The sequence below is a fragment of the Streptomyces sp. NPDC049915 genome, from assembly GCF_040656475.1.
GTDB lineage: Bacteria > Actinomycetota > Actinomycetes > Streptomycetales > Streptomycetaceae > Streptomyces.
Genome location: NZ_JBFAMH010000010.1, coordinates 287,146 through 308,819 on the forward strand (window position 1 = coordinate 287,146; position 21,674 = coordinate 308,819).

At 70.3% G+C, this 21,674-nt stretch carries 19 protein-coding genes, 1 rRNA gene and 1 riboswitch; of the genes, 8 read left to right on the top strand and 12 right to left on the bottom strand.

The genetic code is table 11. The features are described from left to right. Window positions 1-11 precede the first annotated feature (11 nt). The 7 genes from AB0J12_RS20185 to AB0J12_RS20215 all read left to right on the top strand — a co-directional run bounded on the left by AB0J12_RS20185 (window position 12) and on the right by AB0J12_RS20215 (window position 7,178). Window positions 12-596 carry a hypothetical protein gene (locus AB0J12_RS20185; protein ID WP_363265684.1) on the top strand — a complete coding sequence of 195 codons (585 nt, stop codon included), beginning with the start codon at window positions 12-14 and terminating at the stop codon, window positions 594-596. A 333-nt stretch (window positions 597-929) separates the two neighbouring features. Then, window positions 930-1,136: a DUF5999 family protein gene (locus AB0J12_RS20190; RefSeq protein ID WP_363265711.1), complete on the top strand. Its 207-nt coding sequence runs from the start codon at window positions 930-932 to the stop codon at window positions 1,134-1,136. A gap of 696 nt (window positions 1,137-1,832) precedes the next feature. Next, entirely contained in the window at window positions 1,833-3,788 is a 1,956-nt protein-coding gene (locus AB0J12_RS20195; protein WP_363265685.1) for an amino acid transporter, read from the top strand. A gap of 55 nt (window positions 3,789-3,843) precedes the next feature. After that, a complete protein-coding gene (locus AB0J12_RS20200) occupies window positions 3,844-4,239 on the top strand; it encodes a helix-turn-helix transcriptional regulator (protein ID WP_363265686.1) in 396 nt (131 codons plus the stop codon). Between the two features lie 184 nt (window positions 4,240-4,423). After that, on the top strand, window positions 4,424-5,254 hold the full coding sequence (gene modA / locus AB0J12_RS20205; RefSeq protein WP_363265687.1) for a molybdate ABC transporter substrate-binding protein: 831 nt from the start codon (window positions 4,424-4,426) through the stop codon (window positions 5,252-5,254). After that, window positions 5,251-6,096, top strand: a complete 846-nt coding sequence (gene modB, locus AB0J12_RS20210) for a molybdate ABC transporter permease subunit (protein ID WP_363265688.1) — start codon at window positions 5,251-5,253, stop codon at window positions 6,094-6,096. Before modA ends, modB begins: the two co-directional genes overlap by 4 nt. Further along, window positions 6,093-7,178: an ABC transporter ATP-binding protein gene (locus tag AB0J12_RS20215; protein ID WP_363265689.1), complete on the top strand. Its 1,086-nt coding sequence runs from the start codon at window positions 6,093-6,095 to the stop codon at window positions 7,176-7,178. The genes modB and AB0J12_RS20215 overlap by 4 nt, the downstream gene beginning before the upstream one ends. Before the next feature lie 130 nt (window positions 7,179-7,308). Here the strand turns inward: AB0J12_RS20215 and gcvP are convergent, their stop codons facing one another. Continuing rightward, window positions 7,309-10,194: an aminomethyl-transferring glycine dehydrogenase gene (gcvP, locus tag AB0J12_RS20220; RefSeq protein ID WP_363265690.1), complete on the bottom strand. Its 2,886-nt coding sequence runs from the start codon at window positions 10,192-10,194 to the stop codon at window positions 7,309-7,311. A 176-nt stretch (window positions 10,195-10,370) separates the two neighbouring features. Beyond that, window positions 10,371-10,466, bottom strand: a riboswitch (glycine riboswitch). A gap of 113 nt (window positions 10,467-10,579) precedes the next feature. Here gcvP and AB0J12_RS20225 point away from each other — a divergent pair. Beyond that, a complete protein-coding gene (locus AB0J12_RS20225; RefSeq protein ID WP_363265691.1) occupies window positions 10,580-10,951 on the top strand; it encodes a PRC-barrel domain-containing protein in 372 nt (123 codons plus the stop codon). A 67-nt stretch (window positions 10,952-11,018) separates the two neighbouring features. On the opposite strand, the gene AB0J12_RS20230 is transcribed toward AB0J12_RS20225, so the two are convergent. The 11 genes from AB0J12_RS20230 to rrf form a co-directional block, all read right to left on the bottom strand. Next, the gene (locus AB0J12_RS20230) at window positions 11,019-12,587 is read right to left on the bottom strand and encodes a DNA polymerase IV (RefSeq protein WP_363265692.1); all 1,569 of its coding nucleotides are present in this window, start codon (window positions 12,585-12,587) and stop codon (window positions 11,019-11,021) included. 134 nt (window positions 12,588-12,721) lie between these two features. Beyond that, on the bottom strand, window positions 12,722-13,405 hold the full coding sequence (locus tag AB0J12_RS20235) for a MerR family transcriptional regulator (RefSeq protein ID WP_363265693.1): 684 nt from the start codon (window positions 13,403-13,405) through the stop codon (window positions 12,722-12,724). Window positions 13,406-13,677: 272 nt separating this feature from the next. Further along, the gene (locus tag AB0J12_RS20240; protein ID WP_363265694.1) at window positions 13,678-14,151 is read right to left on the bottom strand and encodes a bifunctional nuclease family protein; all 474 of its coding nucleotides are present in this window, start codon (window positions 14,149-14,151) and stop codon (window positions 13,678-13,680) included. An 85-nt stretch (window positions 14,152-14,236) separates the two neighbouring features. Next, on the bottom strand, window positions 14,237-14,965 hold the full coding sequence (locus AB0J12_RS20245; protein ID WP_363265695.1) for a MerR family transcriptional regulator: 729 nt from the start codon (window positions 14,963-14,965) through the stop codon (window positions 14,237-14,239). 44 nt (window positions 14,966-15,009) lie between these two features. Further along, a complete protein-coding gene (locus tag AB0J12_RS20250) occupies window positions 15,010-15,843 on the bottom strand; it encodes an FHA domain-containing protein (protein WP_363265696.1) in 834 nt (277 codons plus the stop codon). Window positions 15,844-16,033: 190 nt separating this feature from the next. Beyond that, entirely contained in the window at window positions 16,034-16,900 is an 867-nt protein-coding gene (locus tag AB0J12_RS20255; RefSeq protein ID WP_363265697.1) for a DUF881 domain-containing protein, read from the bottom strand. Between the two features lie 5 nt (window positions 16,901-16,905). Continuing rightward, on the bottom strand, window positions 16,906-17,238 hold the full coding sequence (locus AB0J12_RS20260) for a small basic family protein (RefSeq protein ID WP_003988855.1): 333 nt from the start codon (window positions 17,236-17,238) through the stop codon (window positions 16,906-16,908). Continuing rightward, complete coding sequence (locus AB0J12_RS20265; protein ID WP_363265698.1) at window positions 17,235-18,140, bottom strand: DUF881 domain-containing protein; 906 nt, start codon at window positions 18,138-18,140, stop codon at window positions 17,235-17,237. Before AB0J12_RS20265 ends, AB0J12_RS20260 begins: the two co-directional genes overlap by 4 nt. 108 nt (window positions 18,141-18,248) lie before the next feature. Beyond that, window positions 18,249-20,744 carry a mannose-1-phosphate guanyltransferase gene (locus AB0J12_RS20270; RefSeq protein WP_363265699.1) on the bottom strand — a complete coding sequence of 832 codons (2,496 nt, stop codon included), beginning with the start codon at window positions 20,742-20,744 and terminating at the stop codon, window positions 18,249-18,251. A gap of 117 nt (window positions 20,745-20,861) precedes the next feature. Next, a complete protein-coding gene (locus AB0J12_RS20275; protein WP_363265700.1) occupies window positions 20,862-21,470 on the bottom strand; it encodes a CDP-alcohol phosphatidyltransferase family protein in 609 nt (202 codons plus the stop codon). A 109-nt stretch (window positions 21,471-21,579) separates the two neighbouring features. Next, a 5S ribosomal RNA gene (rrf, locus tag AB0J12_RS20280) occupies window positions 21,580-21,674 on the bottom strand; the annotation flags it as partial.

Sequence of the window (21,674 nt, forward strand, 5' to 3'; positions counted from 1 at the left end):
GGCGACCCACCATGCCGCTGCATGTACCCCCGGCTCCCGCGCCCGCACTTCGCTCCGTCCTCACGGCACTCGGTTCCCCGACCGCGGTCCGCCAAGCACCCACTCCCTCCCTCCGCAACGCCGAGGGCCCCGCGACGCCCGATCTGCCGCTGCCCGTGCACGTGCTGGACGCGATCACCCCCGAGGGGGTGCGGGCCACGCGGCTGGCCGGCTGGCGCTTCCTGATCCGCTGCGGCGACCGCGCGGTGGCGGCGGCCGAGACCCGGCTGACACCCGACGGCTGGGCCTTCTCGCACTTCTTCGAAGGGCCCTACGTCGCCTCCACCGAGCGGGCGTTGCGCCAGGCCGAGTCGGTGGCGCAGCCGTATCAGGCGCGGCTGCTGTCCGTGCCCGGGCTGTACATGCTCACCCTGTGGCTGCACGGGGACTGCACGGCGGACGGGGCAGCGGGGCATCCGCAGGCCACGGACCTGCTGGTGCCGCTGGCGCCCGCGCCGCCGGGGATCGCCGCCCACCGCCCGCACGCGGTCTCCGACCTGCTGCCCGTCCTCACCCTGCGAGCCACCCCGGCCCCGCTGCTCGGCCAGCCCGCCTGACCTCCGGCACACCGGGCCCCGCCTCCGCACCGGAAGCGGGGCCCGCGCATGCGGTAACTCCGCTGTCAATTCGCTCGTACGAGCAATTCATCGCTCGTACGAGTTCGAATGGTCGCCCCACCCGTCCGGACTAGTCACCCACGGCCATCGGAAACCACCTGAATGTGCACGTCAGTCGGCTGAACCGGCCGCGCGGGTGATGCGTCATCATTCTGTGAAGAAGCGGTGCTGCGAAATCCCTGCGGATTGACGCCCGTGGGGCAACACTGGGTTCCGACCGACTTTCCAACGGGGGCGGACATGACCACAACAGAGCGAGAGATCCCACCCACCATGTGCCAGCACCAGCCGCCGTGCCCTTCAGCCGACTCAGCCGACCGGGAGTCCGCCCGTCTCGTGGCGCACCACCCGGAGCAGGGCTGGAGTCTGCTGTGCAACGGCGTACTCCTCTTCGAGGACACCGGCGAACTTCTGCCGAACGGCAAGATCATCGCGCCGCACCGCCCGCTGGACACCGGCCGGGTGATGACGGCCGCCTGATCCTCCACCTCCCCGGGGCCGGCCCGCAGCCACCGCTGCGCACCGGCCCCGCACACTGCGCGCCCTTCGCCGGCTCGCGTGCCCCGGCAAGGATCAGCGCCGCTCGGGCCTGACGGGGTGGCCGGCGGCCGAGTGTTCGATCGCCTCTCTCGCGTCCTGCGTCGACGCCTCCCTGACGCCACCCGACCCGCCCTTGAGGGCGTTCGTACGTCCTACGGCGGCGGCCGAGCCCCCGTCCACTCAGGACCCGGTAAGAGAACCTTCCCGGGGGGTTGTCCACGCCCCCGCCGCCCGCTTCCATGAGCGGCGGGCACAGCGCCCGGCACCTCGACCGACCGACGTCGCGGTCCGGCGCGGCCGTGGCGCTCGCGGGTACGCCGGCCTCCCCGCCGACGCGCGTTCCGTGCCCGAGGGGGCGCCGCGGACCCGTCCCGGCGCCCCTCCCGGACCTGCCCGGGAGCCTCCCGGCCCCTCGGGCCGGTCACCGCGCACTCCCCGTCGGCGCCATAGCCGTCCCCTCGCCCCGAGCCCGCGCCACCGGCACTCGAACCGCACCGGCACCGCCACTCTTAACGCAAGATTGACGCCCCCCGGCCCTTGATCCGAAGGCCCGTACGTCACGCTCCGCATACGCTGGTGCCGCCGACCGCGTGATGGCCGAATCCACACGCCGAGCCGCACTTCAGGAGCATCCCGATGGCCACCACCGAGCACCCCCCTCCCAGTCGCCTGCGCACCTGGATGCTGGAAGGGCTGTCCGACATGGGCAAGGACGGCGGCCACACCGGGCCGCACGCCGTGCCGGAGCCCCCGCACAAGGGACAGCGCTGGTACCGGGTGATGTGCCTGACCGGTGTCGACTACTTCTCCACCCTCGGCTACCAGCCCGGCATCGCCGCGCTCGCGGCCGGCCTGCTCTCCCCCGTGGCGACCCTCGTGCTGGTGATCGTCACTCTGGCGGGCGCACTGCCCGTCTACCGCCGGGTGGCGAAGGAGAGCCCGCACGGCGAGGGGTCGATCGCGATGCTGGAGCGGCTGCTGTCGTTCTGGCAGGGCAAGCTGTTCGTGCTCACCCTGCTCGGCTTCGCCGCCACCGACTTCCTGATCACCATCACCCTGTCGGCGGCCGACGCCTCGACACACCTGGTGGAGAACCCGCATCTGACCGGTGCCCTGCACGACAAACAGATGCTGATCACGCTGCTGCTGGTGGCCCTGCTCGGCGCGGTGTTCCTCAAGGGCTTCCTGGAGGCGGTCGGCGTCGCCGTCGTCCTGGTCGGCATCTACCTGCTGCTGAACGTGGTCGTCGTGATCGTCGGCTTCTACCACGTGGTCACCGCCGGGCATCTCGTCACCGACTGGTCCAGCGCTCTGACCGCAGAGCACGGAAACGTTTTTGCGATGGTCGGTGTGGCCCTGCTCGTCTTCCCCAAGCTGGCGCTCGGCCTCTCCGGCTTCGAGACCGGCGTCGCGGTGATGCCGCACGTGAAGGGCGATCCGGGTGACACGGAGGCCGATCCGGCGGGCCGTATCCGGGACACCAAGAAGCTGCTGACCACCGCTGCCCTGATCATGAGCTGCTTCCTGATCGCGACCAGCTTCATCACCACGCTGCTGATCCCGGAGCGGGAGTTCGAGCCGGGCGGCGCCGCCAACGGCCGCGCGCTGGCCTACCTCGCCCACCACTACCTCGGCGGCGCCTTCGGCACGGTCTACGACATCTCCACCATCGCCATCCTGTGGTTCGCCGGAGCCTCCGCGATGGCCGGGCTGCTCAATCTGATGCCCCGGTACCTGCCCCGCTACGGCATGGCCCCGCACTGGGCCCGCGCGGTGCGCCCGATGGTCCTCGTCTTCATCCTGGTCGCGTTCCTGGTCACCTGGATCTTCGACGCCAACGTCGACAAGCAGGGCGGCGCCTACGCCACCGGCGTGCTGGTGCTCATCAGCTCCGCCGCGATCGCGGTGACCATCGCCGCCCGCAAGGCCGGCCAGCGCGGCTGGACCATCGGCTTCGCGGTGATCTCGGCGGTGTTCCTCTACACCACGGTCGTCAACGTCATCGAGCGCCCGGACGGCGTGAAGATCGGTGCCTGCTTCATCGCCGGCATCATCCTCATCTCCCTGCTGTCGCGCCTGCTGCGCGCCTTCGAGCTGCGGGTGACCAGCGTGACGCTCGACCCGATGGCCGAGCGGTTCATACGGGACATGGCCAGCCGGAAGATGCGGTTCATCGCCAACGAGCCCGACCGGCGCGACAAGGCGGAGTACCGCGACAAGATCGAGCAGATCCGCGAGGACAACGACATGCCGGAGCAGGACGACTTCGTCTTCGCCGAGGTGACCGTCACCGACCCCTCCGAGTTCGAGGGCGGCCTCACCGTGCGCGGCGAGGTCCTGCACGGCCGCTACCGGGTCCTCACCCTGGAGTCCCCCTCCGTGCCCAACGCCCTGGCGGCGCTGCTGCTGCACGTCCGCGACACCACGGCCTGCACCCCGCACATCTATTTCGAGTGGACCGAGGGCAATCCGTTCACCAACTTCCTGCGCTTCTTCCTGTTCGGCTCGGGCGAGGTCGCCCCGGTGACGCGCGAGGTGCTGCGGGAGGCCGAACCGGACCGTGAGCGGCGCCCCCGCGTCCACACGGGCTGACACACCGGCCGCCCCGCATCGGGTGCGTGCCGCCGGCGCCCTTATCGTGACCGGCATGCAGTCCTACACAATCGGCCAGGCAGCACGGCTCCTCGGCGTGAGCCCCGACACCGCGCGCCGCTGGGCGGACGCCGGCCGCGTGACCACCCACCGCGACGAGAGCGGACGGCGGCTGATCGAGGGACGGGACCTGGCGGCGTTCTCCGTGGAACTCGCCAAGGCGGGCACCGACGGGGAGGAGACGCCGTACACCTCCGCGCGCAACGCCTTCCCCGGCATCGTCACCGCCATCAAGCTCGGTGACGTGGCCGCCCAGGTGGAGATCCAGGCCGGCCCGCACCGGCTGGTCTCCCTGCTGACCCGGGAGGCCGTGGAGGAGCTGGGCCTGGAGGTCGGCATGGAGGCCACCGCCCGCGTGAAGTCGACAAACGTACACATCGACCGCGCCTGAACCGGCACCACAGGGGAACGGGACACCGGCACCGTACGAACGCACATGCCACCCCTGACCTCATCGACCTTGGCTCATGCGATGCGACAGCAGACTTCTCCCTGGCAGATGCGTCAGTATGATCGGGCATGGGAGGGGTCCACCGGGCTGCCTCCACCGTGAGCACTGAGGGAGTCGCCCCGTGATGACCCGCCCCGCCCGCCGGACCCTGTCGATCGCCGGCGCGTCGGCCGCCGCGCTGCTGGTGCTGAGCGCGTGCTCCTCGTCCTCCGACTCGTCCGGTTCGGCCGGCTCCCCCGACGACTCGGGCAAGTCGAGCGCCTCGTCGTCGCCGAAGGTGTCCGGCACGGTCACCGTCTTCGCGGCCGCCTCCCTCAAGGAGAGCTTCACGGCCCTCGGCCAGGAATTCGAGAAGCAGCACCCGGGCACCGAGGTCAGCTTCAACTTCGGCGGCAGCGACTCCCTGGCGGCGAGCATCACCGGAGGCGCCCCCGCCGACCTGTTCGCCGCCGCCAGCCCGAAGACCATGAAGATCGTCTCGGACGCCCAGGACACGGCCGCGTCGCCGACCACCTTCGTGCGCAACCAGCTGGAGATCGCCACCCTGCCGGGCAACCCCGGCAAGGTCGCCTCGCTGAAGGACCTCACCAAGTCCGGCCTGAAGGTCGTGCTGTGCGACAAGACGGTGCCGTGCGGCGCCGCCGCCCAGAAGGCCCTCAAGGCGAGCGGTCTGACGCTCACCCCGGTCTCCTACGAGCAGGACGTCAAGAGCGCCCTGACGAAGGTCGAGCTGAAGGAAGCCGACGCCGCCGTGGTGTACAAGACGGATGTGAAGGCGGCCGGTGAGAAGGTGCAGGGCGTGGAGTTCCCCGAGTCGGCCAAGGCCGTCAACGACTACCCGATCGCCCTGCTGAAGGACGCCCCCAACGCCGCCGCGGCCCGGGCCTTCATCGACCTGGTCAAGTCCGCCGAGGGCCAGAAGGTGCTGACCGAGGCCGGGTTCCTGAAACCGTGACGTCCCTGGGCAAGACCGGCGCCGCGGACACCCTTCAGGGCGGTCCGCGGCGCCGCCGCGCCCGCTCGGGCGTCCCCCTGCCCCTGCTGCTGCCGGCGCTGCTGGGACTGGCGTTCCTGGTGCTGCCCCTGGTCGCCCTGCTGATCCGGGCCCCCTGGGGCAGCCTGCCGGACCAGCTGACCAGCACCGAGGTGTGGCAGGCGCTCCAGCTGTCCCTGATCTGCGCCACCGCGGCGACCGCGCTGAGCATTCTCGTCGGCGTCCCGCTGGCCTGGCTGCTGGCCCGCACCGAGTTCCCCGGCCGCGGTCTCGTGCGCGCCCTGGTGACCCTGCCGCTCGTCCTGCCGCCCGTGGTCGGCGGTGTCGCCCTGCTGCTCGCCCTCGGCCGCAACGGCGTGATCGGGCAGTGGCTGGACTCCTGGTTCGGCGTCACCCTGCCGTTCACCACGACCGGGGTCGTCCTCGCGGAGACGTTCGTGGCGATGCCCTTCCTCGTCATCAGCGTCGAGGGCACGCTACGCGCAGCCGACCGCCGCTACGAGGAGGCAGCACAGACCCTGGGCGCCTCCCGCTTCACCGCCTTCCGCCGGGTCACCCTGCCGCTGATCGCGCCGGGTGTCGCGGCGGGTGCGGTGCTCGCCTGGGCGCGGGCGCTCGGGGAGTTCGGCGCCACGATCACGTTCGCCGGCAACTTCCCCGGCCGTACCCAGACCATGCCCCTCGCGGTCTACCTCGCGCTCCAGAACGACCCGGCGGCGGCCATCGCGCTCAGCCTGGTGCTGCTCGCGGTGTCCGTGGCCGTGCTGGCGGGGCTGCGGGACCGATGGATGACCGCCTCATGACCGACACCGAGCAGTCGACGACCACCGCCCCCGCCCGAGGCGCCGAGGGCCTGGACGCCCATCTCGTCGTCGACCGCGGCACCTTCCGGCTCGACGTGACCCTGGCCGCCGCGCCCGGCGACGTCGTCGCCCTGCTCGGTCCGAACGGCGCCGGCAAGACCACCGCCCTGCGCGCCCTGGCGGGGCTCACCCCGCTGAGTGGTGGCCGGCTGGGCCTCGACGGCATCAGCCTGGACCGTACGCCGCCGGAATCGCGCCCGGTCGGTGTCGTCTTCCAGGACTATCTCCTCTTCCCGCATCTGACGGCCCTGGACAACGTGGCGTTCGGGCCGCGCTGCCGGGGCGCGAGCAAGGCCGAGGCCCGCACCGAGGCCGCCGCGTGGCTGGAGCGCATGGGCCTCGCCGAGCACGCCGGCGCCAAGCCACGCCGTCTGTCCGGCGGCCAGGCCCAGCGCGTCGCCCTGGCCCGCGCGCTCGCCACCCGTCCCCGGCTGCTGCTCCTCGACGAGCCGCTGGCCGCGCTGGACGCCCGCACGCGGCTGGAGGTGCGCGCCCAGTTGCGCCGTCATCTCGCCGAGTTCGAGGCCGTGGCCGTCCTGGTCACCCACGACCCGCTGGACGCCATGGTGCTCGCCGACCGCCTGGTGGTGATCGAGCACGGCCGGGTGGTCCAGGAGGGCACCCCCGCCGACATCGCCCGCCACCCGCGCACCGACTACATCGCCCAGCTGGTCGGCCTGAACCTCTACCGCGGCCGCGCCGACGGCCACACCGTGACGCTGGAGGCGGGCCCCGGGATCACCACCACCGAGCACCTCACCGGCGCGGTCTTCGTCGCGTTCCCGCCGGGCGCGGTCACCCTGCACCGGGATCGCCCCACCGGTTCCAGCGCCCGCAACCTGTGGCGCTGCGAGGTGGCGGGCCTGGAGACCCACGGCGACCAGATACGCGCCGACCTCACCGGGGAACTGCCGCTGGCCGCCGACCTCACCACGGTCGCCGCGGCGGAACTCGACCTGCACCCGGGCGCACCGGTCTGGGCGACGGTCAAGGCGGCACAGACCCATGCATACCCGGCGTGAGCCCCGGGATTCCCCGTCCGGGCCCTGATCAACAGAACCGACCGCTGCCATCACCAAGAAGTTGTCCCGGCGACGGCCTGAAACGGACGAGGGCCCCCAGCCGGGGGCCCTCGACTCATCTCAGCGTGTCTCAGTCCTCGTACGCGTCCAGCGGCGGGCACGAGCAGACCAGGTTCCGGTCACCGAAGGCCTGGTCGATACGGCGCACCGGCGGCCAGTACTTGTCCGCGGCCGACACACCGGCCGGGAAGACGGCCTCCTCGCGGCTGTAGGCGTGCTCCCACTCCCCGCCGAGCGCACTGGCCGTGTGCGGGGCGTTCCGCAGCGGGTTGTCCTCCACGGGCCACTCGCCGGAGCCGACCTTCTCGATCTCCGCACGGATGGCGATCATCGCGTCGCAGAACCGGTCCAGCTCGGCCAGGTCCTCGGACTCGGTCGGCTCGATCATCAGCGTGCCGGCCACCGGGAAGGACATCGTCGGCGCGTGGAAGCCGTAGTCGATGAGCCGCTTGGCGACGTCGTCCACGCTCACGCCGGTCGCCTTGGTGATCGGGCGCAGGTCGATGATGCACTCGTGCGCGACCAGGCCGCCGGGGCCGGTGTAGAGCACCGGGTAGTGCGGCTCGAGGCGCTTGGCGATGTAGTTCGCCGACAGCACGGCGACCTGCGTCGCCTGCTTCAGGCCCTCACCGCCCATGAGCCGGACGTACGCCCAGGAGATGGGCAGGATGCCCGCGGAGCCCCACGGCGCCGCCGAAATCGGGCCGACGCCCGTCTCCGGACCCGCGGTGGGCTGCAGCGGGTGGTTCGGCAGATACGGCGCGAGGTGCTCGCGGACCGCGACCGGGCCGACGCCGGGACCGCCGCCGCCGTGCGGGATGCAGAACGTCTTGTGCAGGTTCAGGTGGGAGACGTCACCGCCGAAGTGGCCCGGCTTGGCGAGGCCGACCAGCGCGTTCAGGTTGGCGCCGTCGACGTACACCTGACCGCCGGCCTCGTGCACCTGGGCGCAGATGTCGGCGACGTGCTCCTCGAACACACCGTGCGTCGACGGGTAGGTGATCATGAGCACCGCCAGCTGGCCGCGGTACTGCTCGATCTTCGCCCGCAGGTCCTCGACGTCGATCTCGCCGTCCTCGGCGGTCTTGACGACGACGACCCTCATGCCGGCCATCACGGCGCTGGCGGCGTTGGTGCCGTGCGCGGAGGACGGGATGAGGCAGACGGTGCGCTGCTCGTCGCCGTTGGCGCGGTGGTAGCCGCGCACGGCCAGCAGACCGGCCAGCTCACCCTGCGAACCGGCGTTCGGCTGCAGCGAGACCTTGTCGTAGCCGGTGACCTCGGCGAGACGGTCCTCCAGCTCGTGGATGAGCGTGAGGTAGCCCTCGGCCTGCTCGGCGGGAGCGAAGGGGTGCAGCTGACCGAACTCCGGCCAGGTCACCGGCTCCATCTCGGTGGTCGCGTTGAGCTTCATGGTGCAGGAGCCCAGCGGGATCATGCCGCGGTCCAGCGCGTAGTCGCGGTCGGACAGCTTGCGCAGGTAGCGCAGCATGGCGGTCTCGGAACGGTGCTGGTGGAAGACCGGGTGGGTCAGGTAGGCGTCGCTGCGCAGCAGGTCCTGCGGCAGCGCGTCACCGGCGGCGGCGTCCAGCGCCTCGATGTCGCCCTCGATGCCGAAGGCACCGAACACGGCCGCCAGCTGGTCGCGGGTCGTGGTCTCGTCACAGGCGAGGGAGACGTGGTCGGCGTCGACCGGGTACAGGTTGACCCCGTTGTCCCGCGCGGCGGCGACGACCTCGGCGGCCCGGCCCGGCACCCGCACGGTGACGGTGTCGAAGAAGGCGCCGTGCACGACCTCGGCGCCGCCGGCCTTCAGCCCCTCGGCGAGGATCGCGGCGTACCGGTGCGTGCGCTGAGCGATGCCCTTGAGGCCGTCAGGCCCGTGGTAGACGGCGTACATTCCGGCCATCACGGCCAGCAGCACCTGCGCGGTGCAGATGTTGCTGGTCGCCTTCTCCCGGCGGATGTGCTGCTCACGCGTCTGCAGCGCCAGCCGATAGGCCTTGTTCCCGTCCGCGTCCACGGACACGCCCACGAGCCGCCCGGGCAGGCTGCGCGCGAACTTCTCGCGGACGGCCATGTAACCGGCGTGCGGGCCGCCGAAGCCCATCGGCACACCGAACCGCTGGGTGGTGCCGACCGCGATGTCCGCGCCCAGCTCACCCGGCGACTTCAGCAGCGTCAGCGCCAGCAGGTCGGTGGCGACGGTGACGAGCGCGCCCAGCTCGTGCGCCTGGTCGATGACCGGCTTGATGTCGCGTACGGCACCGGAGGCGCCCGGGTACTGGATCAGCACGCCGTTGATCTCACGGGCGGCGATGTCGGCCGGGATGCCGTCGCCGAGGTCGGCGACGACCACCTCGACGCCGGTCGGCTCGGCACGGGTCTGGATGACGGCGATGGTCTGCGGCAGCGCGTCCGCGTCGACCAGGAAGAGACCCTTCTTGTTCTTGCCCATGCGCAGGGACAGCGCCATCGCCTCGGCGGCGGCCGTGCCCTCGTCGAGGAGGGAGGCGCCGGAGGTGGGCAGACCGGTGAGGTCGGCGACCATGGTCTGGAAGTTCAGCAGCGCCTCGAGGCGGCCCTGCGAGATCTCCGGCTGGTAGGGCGTGTACGCCGTGTACCAGGCCGGGTTCTCCATGACGTTGCGCAGGATGACCGGCGGCGTGAAGGTGCCGTGGTAACCGAGGCCGATCATCGAACCGAGGACCTGGTTGCGGTCGGCGAGGGAGCGCAGCTCGGCGAGCACCTCGGCCTCGCTGCGGGCGCCCGGCAGGTCGAGGGCGTCGGCGTTCTTGATCACATCCGGCACCGCGGCGGCGGTGAGCTCGTCCAGCGAGCCGTACCCGACCTGGGCGAGCATCTTCGCCCGAGCCTCTTGGTCGGGCCCGATGTGGCGCTGTTCGAAGGGGATCCCCTTCTCGAGCTCGGAGAGCGGAATGCGATGGGCGGTCATTGCGGAGGCCTCCTGGTCTGACGCGACCTTCGAGGGGCACCACGGCACGGGTACCCGAACGGCCTCCCCCTCTGTCATCTCGACCTGAGAGCTTCACCGGAGCGCCCGAGAGCACCCGGCTTTCACCGTCGGTGAGAGCGGAAGCCGTCGACACCCGCTCTGCTTTCCAGAGTGACCTCGTCCGTGCGGTACGTGAGCCTGAGAGATTCCGGGGAGGATTTGCTCCTTCGGCGCCTCCGATGAAGTCTGGAGGACTCTCCCGCACGGGGTCAGCAGCCGTTGTCAGCCTACCAGCGAGGTCAACGCCGGGGCCTTCGAGTGGCCACCGTCACGATTGTGCTCTTTCGTAGTGCTTATAACAGTCTTGCGACCCAGTGGAGGGCCCGTGCAGACCGAGATCGATCCGCGCAACCTGATCGGCCGCAAGGCGTTCGACCGCAGCGGCGTCAAGATCGGCACCGTCGACGAGGTCTACCTCGACGACGCCACGGGCGTGCCGGAGTGGGCCGCCATACGAACGGGCCTGTTCAGCCGGGACGCCTTCGTCCCGCTGGAGCCGAGCGAACTGATCGAGGGCGCACTGCACGTCCCCTTCGAGCGCGCCCTGATCAAGGACGCCCCCGACTTCGGCGTGGGCCGCCACCTCTCCCCGGAGCAGGAACTCCAGCTCTACCACCACTACGGCCTCGACATCGCCGCCCCTGCCCCGCTCCAGGAGCACGACTTCGGCAAACTGGCCGGAACGGAGGAGTCCTGACGGGTCCGGCGGATGTGTCGGAGGGGGCGGAGCCGCCACCGACCCCTCCACCGTTGGCGCCTCCGCGCTAAGCACCGCCCTCCGCCACTCGCCCGTCGACCCGGGCCCCCAGGCCGACCACCCCCGAAGCCGGGCCGTCAGGGCCCGTCACCGAGTCGTCCTGGGCCGTCCCCGAGGCGTCCTGGCCTATCACCGAGTCGTCCTGGGCCGTGCCCGAAGCGTCCTGGCGTGTCCCCGAGGCGTCCTGGCCTGCCGTCGAGTCGTCCTGGCCTGCCGTCGAAGCGTCCGGTCTTCGCCGCACCAACGGCAGCGGTTCCGCCGGCTCCAGCGCGGGGTCGTCCGTCCGGAACGTCCTGACCCGGCCCGGCTCCGAGTCCGGTGTCTCGAAGCGGACCGTGACCCGGCCCAGGCCGCTGCCCTGGACCCACCCGTGCCCGTACTCGGTGTGCCGTACGTCGTGCCCCGGCAGCCAGTGCCGCTCCGCGTGCTCAGGTTCCTCGGGAACGGGCTGCGGCGCGTGATCGGCGTCGTCCTCCTGAGGCCCTTCCACCCGCGCCCGCTCCCCCGCCGCCTGCGCGAACAGGTCCTCCTGCGTGTAGTCGGCGAGTCCGGTGACGCCGACGCCCAGCAGGCGCACCCCGCCCGTCGTGTCCACCGCGTCCAGCAGCCGCAGCGCCGCCTCCCGGACCACCGCGAGGTCGTCCGTGGGCCCGCGCAGCGTCTCCGACCGGGTCAGCGTCGAGAAGTCGTACCGCCGTACCTTCAGCACGATGGTCCGCCCGGACAGCCCGGCGGAGCGCAGCCGCCGCACGCACCGGTCGGCCAGCCTCTGGACCTCCAGCCCGATCCGCAGCCGGTCGTGGATGTCCACGTCGTAGGTGTCCTCGACGGAGACGGACTTGGCCTCGCGCTCCGCCACCACCGGCCGCTCGTCGTGCGCCAGCGCCATGGTGTACAGACCGTGCCCGTGGGCCTTGCCCAGCAACCGGACCAGCTCGTCCTCACCGGCCTCCACGATCTCGTCGACCGTGGTGATCCCCGCTCGCCGCAGATGGTCGCCGGTCGCCGGTCCGACCCCGGGCAGGGTCCGCACCGACAGCGGCCCGAGCAGCGCCCGCTCGGTACCCGGCTCGATCAGCACCAGCCCGTCCGGCTTGGCCCGCTCCGAGGCGATCTTGGCGAGCATCTTGGACGCGGCGAGCCCCACCGACCCGGTCAGTCCGGTGACGGCACGGATGTCCGCGCGCAGCTTCAGCCCCGCCCGCTGCGCCGACTCGCGGTCCCAGGCGACTCCCCCGGCCTCCAGGTCCACGAACGCCTCGTCCAGGCTGAGCGGCTCCACCAGCGGCGACAGCGCCCGCAGCAGCCCCATCACCTGCTCGCTGATCGCCCGGTAGAAGGTGAAGCGGGGCGTGAGATACGCGGCGTTCGGTGCCAGCCGGCGCGCCTGGGCCGTCGGCATCGCAGAATGGACCCCGAACACCCGCGCCTCGTACGACGCGGTGGCCACCACCCCGCGTGGCCCGAGCCCGCCCACGACGACGGCCTTCCCGCGCAGGCTGGGCTTGGATGCCTGCTCCGCCGACGCGAAGAAGGCATCCATGTCCAGATGCAGAATCGTGGGCGCGGTCCTCACATGTCCGATCCTGCACCACACCACTGACAACGCCGCCCCGACGCCGGGGCGGCACCTTCCCGCGCAGCGGAGCTGACACCGTTCGGCTGCAGCGGAGCCGGCGCCGCGTCGCGCTGCGGCGGCCGAGCCCCGGCCTAGACGGCCCGGTTGCGCCTGCGCGCCAGCTCGTCCCCGGGGTTGTGCCCGACGAGGGTCTCGCCCGTGTCGACGCGCTCCCCGTGCAGCTGGGACAGCGCGTGCTCCACGTCCCGCCAGACCACGCCGACGGCGATGCCGAAGATGCCCTGTCCGCCCTGCAGCAGGGCGTGCACCTCGTCGGGCGAGGTGCACTCGTAGACGGTCGCGCCGTCGCTGAGCAGCGTCATCCGCTCCAGGTCGCTGAAGCCCCGCTCACGCAGGTGCTGGACGGCGGTGCGGATGTTCTGCAGCGACACCCCGGTGTCGAGGAACCGCTTGACGATCTTCAGGACGACGACGTCGCGGAAGCTGTACAGGCGCTGTGTACCCGACCCGTAGGCGGGCCGCACGCTGGGCTCGACGAGTCCGGTGCGGGCCCAGTAGTCGAGTTGCCGGTAGGTGATCCCGGCGGCCGCGCAGGCCGTCGGACCCCGGTAGCCGATCTCCTCGGACGCCATGGACGTCGCCTCTCCGCCGCTCGGCACGGCCGTCGGTCGCTGCGGAGCGTGATCGGCCGCGCTGCCGGGATGGGGACACCCGCTGCTCGAGCGCAGCCGAGAGCCAGGGGAAGGAAGGGGACCGCTCCCGCCGAAACCGCGCTCGGGGGCACCCCCGGCCCTACCGCCGCCGCTGCTTCCCACGCCGACCTCCGTCCTCGACCTGCCTTCTCGAAGGTAGGCAGCCACCAGGGGTGCGTCAACGACCGCCACACTCGGCACGCCGAGTGATAATCACCCTAAGAGTGGTTTCCCGTACCCCACCGCGGGGAAAGGCTAGCCGAATGCGCTCGAGGCAGGGCGTAGGACGCTCTCACGCGCCATCGGCACATGCCGACATTGTCGACGGCCGGGACCGTGTCCCGCGACCTGCGCGAGCCGGGTCTCCCGGCCCGCACCGGCGGCGTCTCGCACGGCTACTGGCTGCTGGAGCCGAAGTCCTCCGGCGAGATCTGGTCGAGGAACTCGCGGAACTTCTCCACCTCGTCCTCCTGCTCGTCCGGAATGGCGATGCCCGCGTCGTCGAGCACCGCGTCACTGCCGTAGATCGGCGTGCCGGTGCGCAACGCCAGCGCTATGGCATCGGACGGACGGGCGCTCACCTCGACCCCGCTGGCGAAGACCAGCTCGGCGTAGAAGACGCCTTCACGCAGGTCCGTGATGCGTACCTCGGTGAGTTCCTGACCGACGGCCTCCAGCACGTCCTTGAACAGGTCGTGAGTCAGCGGCCGCGCGGGGGCCATGCCCTGCTGGGCGAAAGCGATCGCCGTCGCCTCCCCCGGCCCGATCCAGATGGGGAGGTAACGGTCGCCTCCCACTTCGCGCAGGAGCACGATCGGTTGGTTGGAGGGCATTTCGACCCGGACACCTACGACATCGAGCTCGTTCACACAGCAACCCTAGGCCGTGCCCGGGATGTTTGGGTAGTCGAGCCGGGAACGCATGGATGATCATCACATCCGGCGCCCGCCCGGCTCAGGGCAGCCGCACCCCGAGAGCGGTCTGCACCAGGGCCGCGTGCAGCTTCACGGCTAGGTCCGCCAGCTCCTTGGTCCGCTCCTCGGCATGGACCCTGGTCTGCGGATTGCGGTGCCGCTTGAGCGGGGCCACCACCTGCTCCACCAGCCCCGCCTCGCGGTCGGCGGCGGCCTTCATCACCCGCAGATGGCGTGGCTCGATCCCGAACCGGCCCAGCTGGGCGATCAGCGTGGCCACGGTGACCGTCTCCGCGTCGTACACGCCTTCCTCCAGCGGAGCGATCAGGCCGTACGACTCCCACTCCTCAAGTTCCCGCTCCCCGATCTCCGCGGCGGCCAGCAGCTGGGAGCGGCCGATACGGGCGACGGTGGGCTGCTCGGGCAGCTGCTCGCCGTCCCGCTGCCGGCCGAGCGTCGGAACGCGGACGTTCTCACCGCGCTCCAGGGCGTCCAGGTGCTCGCGGATCACCTTCAGCGGCAGATAGTGGTCCCGCTGCATCCGCAGCACCCGGCCGAGGCGCTCGACGTCCTGCGCGCTGAACTTGCGATACCCCGAAGGGGTCCGCCGCGGCTCGATCAGCCCCTCCGACTCCAGGAAACGGATCTTGGAGATGGTGACCTCGGGGAACTCCTCGCGCAGCACGTTCAGCACGGTGCCGATGCTCATCAGCCCACTGTCCGCCGCGGCGGTGCCGTGGCCGGCACCGCCGCCCGGTGTTCGAAGCATGGACCTTCCCTGGGGGGTGCCCCCGGACTCAGTCCGAGGGAGGGTCAGTAGGCCCGCTGGCTCGCGTAGAAGACCAGCCGGTACTTGCCGATCTGCACCTCGTCGCCGTTGTGCAGGGCGACCTGGTCGATGCGCTCGCGGTTGACGTAGGTGCCGTTGAGGCTGCCCACGTCGGCGACCGTGAACGTGCCGTCCGGGCTGCGCCGGAACTCCACGTGGCGGCGCGAGACCGTGACGTCGTCCAGGAAGATGTCGCTCTGCGGGTGGCGGCCGGCCGTGGTCAGCTCACCGTCCAGCAGGAAGCGGCTGCCCTGGTTCGGCCCGCGGCGCACGACCAGCAGCGCGGAACCCAGCGGCAGCGCGTCCACGGCGGCCTGCGCCTCCGGGGACAGCGCCGGGAGCTGCGTCTGACCGGTGACCTCGGAGTCGTAGGCCTCGATGCCGGAGATGGAGATCGTGGAGGTCGTCTCCGAGGCGCGCTCCGGCACCGCCCCGGCGCGCAGCGGCGAGCCGCAGTTGTTGCAGAAGCGGCTGTTCTCCGCATTGCGGTGACCGCACCTCGTGCAGACCAGGGCCGACATGGACGGATCCTCCTGCCGCGGCTGCCCCGCCGGGGCATGGGACGCGTACGGGTCGGACGTGAACCCTCCACCCGTACCTGAGGTTGACGGTTGGCCGAAACCTATGCCGCCGGCCTGGGCAGGGTCAACAGACGGCGCGCCCTGACCTCCGGAAATGCCACCGCCCGGACCAGCCACCTGGTCCCGGAACAGCGGACGCTGTGCCTCTTCGTCCGGCTGGGCGCGATGGCGAGCGGTCGCGTTGCTCTCGCTGCCCTCTCGCGCGCTCTTGCCGAACAACCTCGCAAACAACTTCACGGGCGATTCCCCTTGACCGAAACAGACCCGCCCGTGGGGCAGGACGAACCCTGACTGAACACACCGGTCGACCCGGACATCCTCACAACGTCCGTATCCACCAAACAGTTTCCACCACGCACCACCTCTTCGGTGCGCCGACCCCCCGCAACCTCATGCCCTCGTGCGACGCCCCCCATGCACCCCCGGTTCACTGGGAGGACGACCGAGCGTAGTCAGGCTGCTTCGCCGCTCGCAAGGCGTCCACGACGATCTTGTTCGATCGCTCGACGGTCACGGTGGCCTGCTCCTTCTCCAGGGTCTGCACCACGCCTCCAGGGATGTTGAGCGCCGGTTCCAGGTCCTGCGGCTTGCCGATGACCTGGAAACGATAAGGCGCGGTGATCTTGTTCCCGTCGACACTCACGGTCTTGCCCGAGTCGGTGAGATAGGTACCGGCGACCACCCGGACATCGTTGACCTGGATCGCCTCCGCGCCCGCCGCACGAAGCTCCTGGATCGCGTCGAGCAGCATGTCCGCCTGGACCGTCCCCTTCGTGTCGTCGATGGTCATCGTGATGCCGGGACCCTGCGCCGCCACCGTGCCCGCCAGAATGCCGAGTTGCCGTTCCTTCTCCACGGTCTGCTTGCGGGCCTCCTCGGCCTGGTCGGAGCTGTTCTCCAGCTCCTGGCGCTGCTTGTCGAGCCCCTGCTTCTCGTCCTCAAGACGCTGTGTGCGGTCGTCGAGTTCATCGAGGATCCGGACAAGATCCTCCTGCCGGGCACCGCGCAGCGCACTGTCATTGTCGCTGTTGGAGGCGACCTGGACGGCGAGCCCGAAGCCCAGACCGAAGAGCAGCACAGCCACGATCAGTTGGGCCCGTGTGACACGCGGCGGCCACAGCCCCTTCACCAGCCGCTGCCGACCGGTCACACCACCCTGCGGCGCAGTCACGGGACCGGCCGCGGCCTCGGGCACCTGCGCCGGCCGCTCCTCGGGCAGCTCCCGGCGCAGCCTGTGCTCGGTGGTCTCGCGCTCGTCGCTCTTGTTCTCGGGCGTCTCGTCCTCGCTGCTCATCGCACTCACGCCCGGAACACGTGCCGTCGGATCGCCGCGGCGTTGGAGAAGATCCGGATGCCGAGCACGACCACGACACCCGTGGACAGCTGCGCGCCCACGCCCAGCTTGTCCCCGAGGAACACGATCAGCGCGGCCACCACCACGTTCGACAGGAACGAGACCACGAAGACCTTGTCGTCGAAGATGCCGTCGAGCATGGCCCGCAGACCACCGAAGACGGCGTCCAGCGCCGCCACGACGGCGATCGGCAGATACGGCTCGACGACCGCCGGAACCTCCGGCCGGACCAACAGGCCGGCCACGACTCCCACGACGAGGCCCAGTACGGCGATCACGATGTGCCCTTCTCAGTCTTTCCCGTGTTCGGCTGTGCTGTACGTACGATCACGCTCGGTGCGGCCGGCAGCCGGAGATCGCTCTGCACGGAGATGTTGGTGCGGATGCCGTAGTTCTCCTGCAGGGCGTTCAGATACAGCCCGTCCGCGCTGTCCTGGAACCGCGTGCTCAGCCGCTCGCCGTCCCCCACCGCCAGCACCGTGTACGGCGGCACCAGAGGCTTGTTGTCGACCAGTATCGCGTCCCCCGCGGCGCGGATCGCGGACAGTGCCGTCAGCCGCTGCCCGTTGATCGCCACGGCCTCGGCGCCGGACGCCCACAGGCCGTTGACCACCCGCTGCATGTCCCGGTCACGCACCCGGCCGGTGTCCGCGAATCCGGTGGTCTCCCGGGGGTTGGCGCCGCCACCGGAACTGGCTTCCTTGGCGTCGTCGACGACCAGCTTCACACCCGGCCCGTGCACCGCGGTCGCCCCGGACAGGATGCCCACCAGCTCCGCCTGCTCGCCACCGCCGCTCTTCTTCAGCGCCTCGCGCTGCCGCGCGCCGACGTCGTCGCGCAGCTGGTCGACAGCGCCCTCGAGGTCGTCGGCCGTCTTCGTCTCCCGGTCGATCCGGTCGAGCAGCTCCTGGCGCTCCTTGGCGACAACTGGCGCCGCCACACGCGCCTGTGCGGCACCGACGGTGACCACGAGCGCCGCGAGCACGAGACCGGCGGCGAGCCCCAGCTTCGCCCGGAGCGTCCTCGGCAGGCCCCCCGAGCCGGCCGCCTTCTTACGGGCGGCAGCCTCCGCATAGCCGTCGTCGAGGCTGTGGTCCATGACGTTGGTGAGCAGCGACATGGACGCGTCCGGCCGCGACGGTGGCGTACGAGTGCTCCGAACGGGGGGCTGCTGCGGCATGCCGCACATCGTCGCACGTCGCGACGGATTCCTCCGAATGGCCCCACCGGCGTGCCGGACAGGCCCCCGTTAGGGCGCCTTGTCCGGCACGCACGCGTGCAGTTGCGTTCAGCGTCCCGCGCTGTCCACGACGGCCGACCACTCGTCCAGCAGGGCCTGAGCGGAGGCGTCGTCCGGGCCCTCCGCCCACAGGTGGGTGACCGCCTCGGCCGGGTCGGGCAGCACCATCACCCAGCGCCCGTCGGGCTCCACCACACGCACGCCGTCCGTGGTGTCCACATGGCGGTCTCCCGCCACCTCCACGACCCGGCGCATCACGAGCCCCTTGACGGCCCACGGGGTCGCCAGATCGCGCTTGAGCACGTGCGCCCGCGGAATCCGCGCGTCGATCTGGCTGAGCGTGAGCTGCGTCCGCGCCACCAGACCGATCAGCCGCACGAAGGCGGCCGTACCGTCGTAGACGCTGCTGAACTCGGGGACGATGAAGCCGCCCTTGCCGTCACCGCCGAAGATGGTGCCCTCCTCGCCGCCGACCCTCGTCAGGTCGTCGGGCGAGGTGGTCGTCCACTCCACCTGGGTGCCGTGGTACGCGGCCACCTGCTCCGCGATCCGCGTGGTCGTCACCGGAAGCGCCACCCGGCCGCTGCGCCGCTCCGCGGCGATCAGGTCGAGCATCACCAGCAGGGCCCGGTCGTCCTCGATGATCCGGCCCTTCTCGTCCACCAGCGACAGCCGCTCGCCGACGGGGTCGAACCGCACACCGAACGCGGCACCCGAGGACGCCACGATCTCACCGAGCCGCACCAGCCCCGCCCGGCGCATCTCCGTCGTCTCGGTCGGCCGGGACTCGTCGAGACCGGGATTGATCGTCAGCGAGTCCACACCGAGCTTGCCCAGCAGGCTCGGCAGCACCAGGCCGGAACTGCCGTTGGAGGCGTCGACGACGACCTTCAGCCCCGACTCGGCGATGCCGGTCGTGTCCACGTTCCGCAGCAGCGACCCCGTGTAGGAGTCGAAGACGCTGGCCGGGAAGTGCAGGTCACCGATCTCGCCGGGGAACGCACGCCGGTACTCCTGCCGGGCGAACACCCGGTCGAGCTTGCGCTGCCCTCCCGCCGAGAGGTCGGCGCCCTGGGAGTCGAAGAACATGATGTCGACCGAGTCCGGCACCCCGGGCGTCGTCCTGATCATGATGCCGCCGGCGCTTCCCCGAGCGGTCTGCTGCCGCGCCACCGGCAACGGCACGTTCTCCAGATCTCGTACGTCCATGGCGCTGGCCTGCAGCGCGGAGATCACCGCCCGCTTCAGCGCCCGGGCACCACGGGAGTGGTCGCGGGCCGTGGTGACCGTGGAGCCCTTCTTGAGGGTCGTGGCGTATGCGCCGGCCAGCCGCACGGCCAGCTCCGGCGTGATCTCCACGTTGAGGATGCCGGACACACCACGGGCGCCGAAGAGATGGGCCTGTCCGCGGGACTCCCAGATGACCGACTGGTTGACGAAGGCGCCTGCCTCGATCGTCTTGAACGGGTAGACCCGCACATTGCCCTGCACGATCGATTCTTCGCCGATCAGGCACTCGTCACCGATGACGGCCCCGTCCTCGATGCGAGCCGCCCGCATGATGTCGGTGTTCTTGCCGACGACGCATCCGCGCAGATTGCTGTGCTGCCCGACGTAGACGTTGTCGTGCACCACGGCCCTGTGCAGGAAGGCACCGCTCTTGACGACGACGTTGGAGCCCACCACCGTGTGCTCGCGAATCTCGGCGCCGGCTTCCACCTTGGCGTAGTCACCGATGTACAGCGGCCCACGCAGAACGGCGTCCGGATGCACTTCCGCGCCCTCCGCGACCCATACGCCCGGCGAGATCTCGAAGCCGTCGATGTCGACGTCGACCTTGCCCTCCAGGACGTCGGCCTGCGCCTTCACATAGCTCTCGTGCGTGCCGACGTCCTCCCAGTAGCCCTCGGCGACAAAGCCGTAGATCGGCTTGCCCTCCTTCATGAGCTGCGGGAAGACGTCACCGGACCAGTCCACGGGCACGTCGGCCTCGACGTAGTTGAACACCTCGGGCTCCATGACGTAGATGCCCGTGTTCACGGTGTCCGAGAAGACCTGGCCCCAGGTCGGCTTCTCCAGGAAGCGTTCGACCTTGCCTTCCTCGTCGACGATGGTGATGCCGAATTCCAGCGGATTGGGCACACGGGTCAGGCAGACCGTGACCATCGCGCCCTTTTCCTTGTGGAAATTGATCAGCTCGGTGAGGTCGAAGTCGGTCAGGGCGTCACCGGAGATGACGACGAAGGCATCGTCCTTCAATGCCTCTTCGGCGTTCTTGACGCTTCCGGCGGTACCGAGTGGCTTCTCCTCGTTGGCATAGGTGAGCTCCATGCCGAGCTCTTCACCGTCACCGAAGTAGTTCTTGACCAGTGACGCCAGGAACTGCACTGTTACGACGGTCTCGTTGAGCCCATGCCTTTTGAGCAGCCGCAGCACATGCTCCATGATCGGTCGGTTGGCGACCGGCAGAAGCGGCTTGGGCATGCTCGAGGTCATGGGGCGAAGGCGAGTGCCTTCGCCTCCGGCCATCACGACGGCCTTCATGTCGGAAGCGTCCTCCTCTAAAGACGACGGTCTAGCCGACTACTCCCGTCCAGATTCTCCCGTACTTTCCCAGAGCGGGCCATCGGGGACCGCCGTCACCGTCGACGGGCGAGGGAGTCAGTCGGCCGTGGCATCCGCTCGGACCAAGCGGCGGACCTGTACCACGTAGAGGACTCCTGCCCACCAGTACAGCGTTGTACCCCATCCGGCGAACGCCCATCCGAAAATAGCAGCGAGTGACGGCAGCCAGCCAGATCCGTCACTGAGCAACAGCAGCGGGAACGCGTACATCAGGTTGAAGGTGGCGGCCTTGCCGAGGAAGTTCACCTGCGGCGGCGGATAGCCGTGCCGGCGGAGGATGCCCACCATCACCAGCAGGACCAGCTCGCGCGCAACCAGTACAGCGGTCAACCAGAGGGGCAGAATCTCGCGCCAGGTGAGACCGACGAGAGTGGAGAGGATATAGAGCCGGTCGGCCGCCGGGTCGAGCAGCCGGCCGAGGCTGCTGATCTGGTTCCAGCGCCGCGCGAGCTTCCCGTCCAGATAGTCACTGACACCGCTCAGGGCCAGCACGAGAAGTGCCCAGCCGTCGCTCTTCGGGCCGCCGAACTCGGGCCGCAGGATGAGCCACAGGAACAGGGGCACGCCGACGAGCCGCGCCATGCTGAGGATGTTGGGGATGGTGAGGACCCGGTCCGTCTGAACACGAGTCTCCTGGACCTCCACCCGGGGGCCTCCAGTAGAAAATGAGCCAACGATGCCCCCTGACCCTACCTCAACGCAAAAAAGCTCTGGCTCTTGGGCTGTATGCCCAAGAGCCAGAGCTCTAAAAGGAGTTCGGCGGCGTCCTACTCTCCCACAGGGTCCCCCCTGCAGTACCATCGGCGCTGTAAGGCTTAGCTTCCGGGTTCGAAATGTAACCGGGCGTTT